The 6,474-nt window shown below is 65.3% G+C and carries 9 protein-coding genes; 3 read left to right on the top strand and 6 right to left on the bottom strand.

The window, feature by feature from the left end:
- The 3 genes from ACRCSW_RS11270 to ACRCSW_RS11280 form a co-directional block, all read right to left on the bottom strand.
- A partial coding sequence (locus ACRCSW_RS11270) for a 2Fe-2S iron-sulfur cluster-binding protein (RefSeq protein ID WP_438705130.1) occupies positions 1-153 on the bottom strand: 153 nt, incomplete at its 3' end.
- 41 nt (positions 154-194) lie between these two features.
- Complete coding sequence (locus ACRCSW_RS11275) at positions 195-725, bottom strand: CoxG family protein (RefSeq protein WP_438705116.1); 531 nt, start codon at positions 723-725, stop codon at positions 195-197.
- A 146-nt stretch (positions 726-871) separates the two neighbouring features.
- Positions 872-1,564, bottom strand: a complete 693-nt coding sequence (locus ACRCSW_RS11280) for a response regulator transcription factor (protein WP_438705118.1) — start codon at positions 1,562-1,564, stop codon at positions 872-874.
- Between the two features lie 232 nt (positions 1,565-1,796).
- Between ACRCSW_RS11280 and ACRCSW_RS11285 the strand changes: the two genes are divergently transcribed.
- Positions 1,797-2,699: a hypothetical protein gene (locus tag ACRCSW_RS11285; protein WP_438705120.1), complete on the top strand. Its 903-nt coding sequence runs from the start codon at positions 1,797-1,799 to the stop codon at positions 2,697-2,699.
- Between the two features lie 9 nt (positions 2,700-2,708).
- Here the strand turns inward: ACRCSW_RS11285 and gshB are convergent, their stop codons facing one another.
- The 3 genes from gshB to rsmI are packed head-to-tail and all read right to left on the bottom strand — an operon-like array spanning position 2,709 to position 4,931.
- Positions 2,709-3,653, bottom strand: a complete 945-nt coding sequence (gshB, locus tag ACRCSW_RS11290; RefSeq protein WP_438705121.1) for a glutathione synthase — start codon at positions 3,651-3,653, stop codon at positions 2,709-2,711.
- Positions 3,654-3,710: 57 nt separating this feature from the next.
- Positions 3,711-4,109 (bottom strand): YraN family protein, encoded by a 399-nt coding sequence (locus ACRCSW_RS11295; RefSeq protein WP_438705123.1) that lies wholly within the window; start codon positions 4,107-4,109, stop codon positions 3,711-3,713.
- A 6-nt stretch (positions 4,110-4,115) separates the two neighbouring features.
- Complete coding sequence (gene rsmI / locus ACRCSW_RS11300; protein WP_438705125.1) at positions 4,116-4,931, bottom strand: 16S rRNA (cytidine(1402)-2'-O)-methyltransferase; 816 nt, start codon at positions 4,929-4,931, stop codon at positions 4,116-4,118.
- A 147-nt stretch (positions 4,932-5,078) separates the two neighbouring features.
- On the opposite strand from rsmI, the gene ACRCSW_RS11305 reads away from it, so the two are divergent.
- Positions 5,079-6,251, top strand: a complete 1,173-nt coding sequence (locus ACRCSW_RS11305) for a penicillin-binding protein activator (RefSeq protein ID WP_438705126.1) — start codon at positions 5,079-5,081, stop codon at positions 6,249-6,251.
- A gap of 5 nt (positions 6,252-6,256) precedes the next feature.
- Positions 6,257-6,474 (top strand): hypothetical protein (locus tag ACRCSW_RS11310; protein ID WP_438705128.1); only part of this gene is annotated, 218 nt, incomplete at its 3' end.

Raw genomic sequence — 6,474 nt, forward strand, 5'->3', positions numbered from 1 at the left:
ATGCACAACACAGGCGCCACACTGGCTGGTGTCGCAGCCGATATGAGTGCCGGTCAGCCCCAGCCCTTCACGCAGGAAAGCGGACAGAAGCGTCCGCCCTTCCACTTCGCCGGAAACGGCCTTGCCGTTCACGGTCATCGAGACTTTCGTCATTATTCTCCTCCCTGGGTATTCCTAGGTATAACGTCGGTGGTTCAGCCGCCGATCAGTCGCTTGAACCAACCCTTCTTCTTTTCGTCCGAATCGGCAACTGCTTCTTCTGTCGCAGTCTCCAGTTCCGGCTCGGGATCCTCGACCGCCTCCTGGAAGCGGGTGAAGAACTCGTCGGCCAGTTTCTTGGCAAAGCTGTCGATGATCCGGCTGCCAAGCTGGGCGATCTTTCCGCCCACGTTGGCTTCCGCCTCGTAGGTCAGGCGGGTGCCTCCCTCCATCGGCTCGAACGACACGTTCGCGCCCCCCTTCGCAAAGCCAGCCACCCCGCCTTTCCCCTCACCGGAGATCCGGAGCGACTGGCCTGGCACGATGTCGGAAAGCTGGACAAGGCCGGTGAAGGTGGCCGAGACCGGGCCGACTTTCTGTTTGACGACAGCCTCATAGCCATCGGCGATCGATCCCGTCAGGCTTTCGCAGCCGGGGATGCATTCCTTCAGCATTTCGGGGTTCAGAATCGCGTCCCAGACCACCTGCGGGGCGGCCTTGATCTCGCGGGTGTCGGTCAGTTTCATCTGTGGTCCCCCCGTTGCAGCGCCAGCGTAGGGGTGGCAAGGCGCCACCGCTATGCTGCCTAAGTCGTATACCATCTTTCGGGCAGGATAGCCCCGGCGCAAGCGGCCTGACGAGCAAGCGCATCACAGGCGCGCGATGACCGCCCTTAGCGATCCTCGGGCATGAGGCTGGTGAAACTCGTCTGGCCGGCGGCCAGCACGGCCTGGGTTCGGTTCTGGGCCTTCAGCTTGCGCATGATGGCAGTCACATGGGCCTTGACGGTGGTTTCGGCAATCGAAAGCTCGTAGGCGATCTGCTTGTTCAGAAGGCCGTCGCAGATCAGCTGCAGGATTTTCGCCTGCTGGCGGGTCAGAAGCGCCAGCCGGGCGATCGCCTCTTCCCGCACACTGCTGCGGACGCGTGCGTCGGGGGCGGGATCGTAGCCTTCGGGCAGGACGCGCCGCCCCTCACGCAGGGCCTCGAAGGCCGCGCGGAAGACCTCGCGGCGGGAATGCTTCGGCACGAAACCGGCCGCTCCGGCAGCAAGGCAGGCCCCGATGACGCGGTTGTCGGCAAGCGAAGACACAACCAGTACGGGTACGTCGGCCGCTGCCTGACGCAAACGGATGAGCCCGTCGATCCCGTTGACATCGGGCAGGTTCAGGTCAAGCACGACGGCGTCTGGCAGCGGGCGCTGGTCGACCCGCTGGATCGCGGTTTCCAGCCGGTCGGCGGTTTCGATCTCTTGAATTCCGGCGACCGACTTCAGCGTCATGGCCAGGGCATCACAGAACAGCGGATGATCGTCGACGATCAGGGCCGAGTTCAGGTGCCGGATCGGGGCGGCGGCAGGGAGCATCGATATCTCGCAACAGGCTTCGGGGACTTGGAGCACCGCAACACTAGCCCAGCCGGGGGGCGGGCCGATACAGGCCAAAGGTCTTACCGCCGCTTCCCTGGCGGGGCAGCCGGCCGCGCCGGTTTTCGTCGTCCGGAGCTTGCGGGGCCAACAGCCGCGACTTCTCATCGAATCATTCTGGCTGTAGGCTTCCGGTGTTCGCCGCTTTTCTCTGAAGCAAAGGATTTGTCTCATGTCGCATTATCCCGATCGTAGAACCGTTCTTGCCGGTCTTGCCGCAGTACCGGCGCTGTCTGCCCTTGGCGCGGGTCAGGCCCTGGCCGAGCCGGTGCAGCGCCCCTTCAACCTCCGCATTGTCATGTCGGGCCACAGCCTGACGGATCCGATACCAGGCCCGCTGGCGATCATGGTCAGGGCTGCGGGCGGGAAGGAGTCGCTCGGGATGGCGATCGAGTGGTCGACGGTTCCGGGCAGCCCGATCGAGCTTCGCTGGGAGAACGACTACGGTCTGATCCCTGACGCCAAGCGCGACATCGCGGACTTTCAGCTTCTGGTTCTGACCGAGCGCGTGCCGGTCCGGTCGGCGATCCAGTACCATCACACGAACGAGCTGACGCTGGAATGGTTCAAGCTGGCCCTGAAGGAGGGTGACGGCGGGCGCGGTGCCGACACGATCCTTTATGCGTCGTGGATCACGATCAACAGCGGGCCCGGCAACGAGGATTCCTATGACTTCGACGAACGGCTCATCCCGTTCCGCGAGCGGCTGGATCTGGAAATGGGGTCCTGGCAGGACGTCGCGAACTATGTGAACCAGAACCGGCCGGAAGGAAGCCCGCCGATGCGGGTCATCCCGGGGCCGAAGATCATGGCGGCGGTCTACGATGCGATCCAGGCGGGGACGGCGCCGGAGCTTACGGCGATGTCGGACCTGTTCCGGGACATGATCCACGTGAACGAGAAGGGCACTTACCTGATCGCGCTTGCCCATTTTGCGGTGATCTATGGCCGCGACCCGCGGACGATCCCGGCTGTCCGCGGCGAGCCGGGCTGGCCGTCGCCGAAACTGGCGGCATGGATGAAAGAGCTCGTCTGGGACGTTGTCTCGAAATATCCAGACAGCGGACTGGTATGACAGGGGGCCTCAGGCCCGGCGCTTCGCCTCGATCGCCTCCCAGATCCGGGCGGCGGCGTTGGTGCCGTCGAACCGCTCCAGCTCTTGGATGCCGGTGGGTGAGGTCACGTTGATCTCGGTCAGCCAGTCGCCGATGACGTCGATGCCGACGAAGACCTGGCCCTTCTCGCGCAGGGTGGGGCCGATGGTGCGGCAGATCTCCAGATCGCGTTCGGTCAGGCCGATTTTCTCGGGCCGTCCGCCGACATGCAGGTTCGACCGCGTCTCACCGGCCTGCGGCACGCGGTTGATCGCACCCACCGGCTCGCCATCGACGAGGATCACCCGCTTGTCGCCCTTTTCGACGGCGGGCAGGAATTTCTGGACGATCAGCGGCTCACGGTTGATGCCCATGAAAAGCTCATGGAGGCTGGAGAGGTTGCGGTCGTTCGGGTCAAGCCGGAAGACGCCAGCCCCGCCGTTGCCGTAGAGGGGTTTCAGGATGATGTCGCCATGGCGCGCCTTGAAGGCGCGGATGGTGGCAAGGTCGCGGGCGATGGCGGTGGGGGGGGTGAGGGTCGGGAAACGGAGGACGAGGAGCTTTTCCGGGCTGTTCCGGACCCAGAACGGGTCGTTCACGACCAGGGTGCGGGGGTGGATCATCTCCAGAAGGTGGGTCGTGGTGATGTAGCCCATGTCGAAGGGCGGGTCCTGGCGGAGCCAGACGACATCGTAGTCGGCAAGGTCGACCTCGGTCTCGTCGCCGTAGGTCACGTGGTTCCCGACCTCGCGCCGGACCTCCACCGGCCAGCCGCGGGCCATGACGCGGCCCTCGACAAAGGTCAGCCGGTCGGGCGTGTAGTAGAAGAGCCGGTGCCCCCGGGCCTGTGCTTCAAGCGCGATGCGGAAGGTCGAGTCGGCGTTGATGTTGACCGACCCGATCGGGTCCATCTGCAGGGCTACCTTGAGGGGCATGACATTCTCCACCACGGTTCGGGAGGAGTGATGACCCAAGGCGGGGGAAGATGCAATTCAGCCCGCGAAGGCGTTTTCCAACACGTCGATCCGACCGAGCCCGTCAACAAGTGCCAGGTCGATGCGGACATCGGTCAGAAGGCCTTTCGGTTCCCCCGCGAGGAATTCATCGACGGTTGCGAAGATGCGGCCAATCTGGGCCTGCGACAGATGCGAGGCCGCAAGGTCATGGCTGCGGCTTTGCTTGACTTCGACAAAGATCACCTCATCGCCGCGACGGCCGATCAGGTCGATTTCACCAGTGAGCCCGCGCCAGTTCCGGGCACAGATCGCGATGCCCCGGTCTTCGTAGTGACGGGCGACCGAGCCTTCGGCGGCATGCCCCGCGTGGTAGTTCTGCAGACCACGCGCCGAGCGGTTGCGCCTGACCGGTGCAGAGACGAAGTCGAAGGGCATGGCAGGCTATCCTTGGCTGCGGTCTAGGGCGATCCGGTAAGCGATCTTGCGCGATACGCCCAGAGTTTGCGAGACAAAGGTTGCAGCATCCTTAACGCTCATGGTGGCAAGGGCTGTATCCAGCGCGGCTTCTATGGTCGCTTCGCTTGCCGCTTCGGGTGCGGCGCGGTCGACGAGGACGACGATCTCGCCCTTGACCTCACGGGATGCGAATTCGGTTGCCAGGGCCTCAAGGCTTCCGCGTGAGACTTCCTCGAAGCGTTTGGTCAGTTCCCGGCAGACCACGGCCTGCCGGGCCCCGCCGAGGGTCCGCGCCATCTCGGCGAGTAGGGCCGTAAGCCGCTTCGGGCTTTCGTAGAAGATCAGCGTCGCCTGAACGCCTGCAAGGTCGGCCAGAAACTCCCGCCGGGCGCCTTGGGCTGCGGGGGGGAAGCCTGCGAAGAGGAAGCGATCGGACGGCAGGCCCGAAAGCGTCAGCGCGCAGATCGCGGCGCAGGGGCCGGGGGCGGCGGTCATCGGGAGGCCTGCAGCGGCCACCGCGCGGGCGAGCTCGAAGCCGGGGTCCGAGATCAGGGGGGTTCCGGCCTCCGACGCGTAGGCGAGGCTCTTCCCCTCACCTATCAGCCCCAGCAGGCGTTGCAGCTGACCTTCGCCGCTGTGGTCGTGGTAGGCGATGACCTGTCTGCCCGCCAGGGGAATGCCGTGGATTTCCATCAGGTGCCTCAGTGTCCGGGTATCCTCGGCCACCAGCACATCGGCCGCGCCCAGCACATCCAGCGCCCGGAGCGTGATGTCCCGCGCGGCACCGATTGGTGTCGACACAAAGTGCAGCCCCGGCGGAATGGCGCGCAGGGTTGGTTTGGCCGGGGAATCAGGGTTATCGGAGGTTTGCCTCACAAGTTTACTTCCCTTCCCGAACCAATTACCTTGGTCCGCAATCGCCGTGCCGCTGCAGAGTGAGGAACCACCATGTTGTCCGTTATTCTCCGGGCCCGCAAGTCGCTGGGTCAGATGTTGCTTGTTCTTGGTGCTGTGGTCCTTGCGGCCTGTGTTCCGACGGGCGGGCCAAGTACGCAAGGCCCAAGGGGGGGGTCGGTGCAAGTCGCACTGCTGATCCCGTCAGGCTCGGGCCAGTCGCAGGACGAGCTTTTCGGCCAGAACCTTGAAAACGCCGCGCGGCTTGCGATGGCGGACCTTTCCGGCGTCAACATCGATTTGCGCGTCTACCGCACGGGCGGCAGCCCGGCGCAGGCCGCAGCTTTGGCCAAGCAGGCGGTGGATGAGGGTGCGCAGGTCATCCTGGGTCCGTTCTATTCGGAAGAGGCCAATGCCGCAGGCGTTGCCGTGGCGAATTCCGGCGTGAACGTGCTGGCGTTTTCCAACAATGCCGGCATCGCGGGCGGGAACGTCTTCGTGCTGGGCCAGACGTTTGAAAACACCGCACGGCGGCTTGCGGGCTATGCGGTCCGCAACGGCAAGTCGAAGATCCTGATCGTGCATGACCGCAACGTCTCGGGCGAGGCCGGCAAGAGCGCGATCGAGCGTGGGGTGTCGGCTGCGGGGGGCTCGGTCGTCGGCGTCACCTCGTATGAGTTTTCGCAGAACGGTATCGTGCAGGCGGCCTCGGGCATCGTCAGCTCGGCCAAGTCTTCGGGCGCGACGGCGCTGTTCCTGACGGCCGACACTGCGGGCGCCTTGCCTTTGCTGAGCCAGCTTCTGGTCGAGAACGGCATTGACCGGGGCACGACCCAGTTCATCGGCCTGACGCGCTGGGACATCCCGCCCGCGACGCTGGCACTGCCCGGCGTGCAAGGCGGTTGGTTCGCGATGCCGGACCCGAGCCTGCAGGCGCAGTTCCGGTCGCGCTATGAAGGGGCCTATGGGTCGCGGCCCGCGCCGATCGCGGGGCTCGCCTATGACGGGATCGCCGCGATTGGCGCACTGGCCAGCCGGGCAAAGGACGGCCAGCCGCTCAGCAAGTCCGACCTGACGCAGTCGGCGGGCTTTGCCGGGGTGTCCGGCATCTTCCGGCTTTTGTCGAACGGCACCAATGAACGCGGTCTGGCCATCGCCCAGATCCGCAGCAACCAGGTGGTGGTGATCGACGGCGCCCCACGCAGCTTCGGCGGCGCCGGGTTCTGACGATCGTGGGAGAAGCGGTCGCGGTCCCGGCAGCGCCTCTGGCGACCGGGCCCGGCTATCCGTTGCCTGACGTGGCGGCCTTGACGGCAACCGTTGTTGACGCCCTGCGCACCGCTGCCGATCCCAAGGCCGCACGGACCGTTGTCGTGCGCGAGCTGCAGGCCACAAAGGCGCAGGCCTCGACGGCCTTTGAGGCCGCCTTTCGTGCGGCGCCAAGACATGC

The organism is Tabrizicola sp. (assembly GCF_051645465.1).
GTDB lineage: Bacteria > Pseudomonadota > Alphaproteobacteria > Rhodobacterales > Rhodobacteraceae > Tabrizicola.